Origin of the sequence: Pseudomonas sp. HMSC063H08 (genome assembly GCF_001813645.1) — a bacterium.
Taxonomy (GTDB): domain Bacteria; phylum Pseudomonadota; class Gammaproteobacteria; order Pseudomonadales; family Pseudomonadaceae; genus Pseudomonas; species Pseudomonas aeruginosa.
Genome location: NZ_KV813429.1, coordinates 175,646 through 176,763 on the forward strand (window position 1 = coordinate 175,646; position 1,118 = coordinate 176,763).

Sequence of the window (1,118 nt, forward strand, 5' to 3'; positions counted from 1 at the left end):
GCCGAGCGGAGCGAGGGAACGATGGAAGCCCGTCAGGGGCGAAACCCCGCAGGGGGTTCGATGCGCAGCACGACAGCGCGACCGGCCATGTTTCTTGGCCGGGGACGCCCGGATTTCAAAGCTCGATGCACAAGCTCATTCGCCAAGCATCGGGAAGCAGAGCCAGTTGTGCCGGTGATTGCTTCGGTCTGGCCGATCCCGCGTAGCCGGTTCGGCGGTCTTTGAGGGGCGCTAAGCATCGCGCGGCGGGGGTGGCCCGCAGGGCTTTCCCCTGGAGGCAAGCGCAGCGCCCCGTCAGGGGCGCGAAGGCATCACGCCGAGTCGTCAGGACACAGGCTGGATTCCGCAACCGGCATCCACGGCGAAGTCGAGTTCAGGTAGTAGCGCCTACCACGCGCATACAACCCCGAAGGCTCGGTGGGCTGGTAGAACCCGGTGACGCGGCGCCAGAACTGCACACCAAACTCGTTGGTGTAGATCACCGCGTCGCCGATCTTGAAGCACAGCGGCTGCCCGTTCTCCGGCGCGAACGGTTTGAGCGCATCGTGCTGCGCCGTGATTTCGATGATCTAGTCGTGATGGCTACTCATGGCATGGATCTCCTGCAAAGGTTGAGAAAGCACAAGGAGCGCCTTGCGGCGCTCCCAGGGCCGAGTCAGACAGCGATCCGCCCGGCCAGCCGCGCATCGCGTGCGTAGGCGCTCAACCGCTTCTCGGCGCGGAAAGACAGGTCGCGCTCGATCGGCAAGCCCAGCCCGCCGCGCACCGTCGCCAGCTCGCCCAGGCTGACCCAGCCGATTTCCGGCATCCCCAGGCCCAGGTCGCAAAGACCAAAGGCGTGGTCGTGGTCGTCGGGATCAATCTCGGTTAGCAGCCAGGTCGCGCCGCTATCCGGCGTGAACAGCTTGACCACGGGCGCCGGATCGAAGTCCGGGTTCTCCAGCGATTCGCGGCCGTTGGCCAGCAGCACGATGCGCTGCTCGTCAGTGATGAGTGCGTTGTTCATGGTGAACTCCTGAAGGGTTGCCGGGCGGAATTGCCCGACCCTTCCGTGGCACGGCGCAGCGCAAGCAGTCAGGGGTCAACGACGGCCGCCAGGACGCAAGCGCCATCGGCGC

Annotated in this window: 2 protein-coding genes; both read right to left on the minus strand. The window is 65.7% G+C overall.

Features of this window, described 5'->3' with window-relative positions:
- Nucleotides 1-311 precede the first annotated feature (311 nt).
- Entirely contained in the window at nt 312-569 is a 258-nt protein-coding gene (locus tag HMPREF2924_RS36425; RefSeq protein WP_225525367.1) for a hypothetical protein, read from the minus strand.
- A gap of 86 nt (nt 570-655) precedes the next feature.
- The gene (locus tag HMPREF2924_RS12865; protein WP_020203136.1) at nt 656-1,006 is read right to left on the minus strand and encodes a DUF2958 domain-containing protein; all 351 of its coding nucleotides are present in this window, start codon (nt 1,004-1,006) and stop codon (nt 656-658) included.
- Nucleotides 1,007-1,118 lie beyond the last annotated feature (112 nt).

Excerpts from the sequence above, each read along its gene's own strand:
- HMPREF2924_RS12865 (WP_020203136.1), bottom strand. The coding sequence starts at position 1,006 with ATGAACAACGCACTCATCACTGACGAGCAGCGCATCGTGCTGCTGGCC.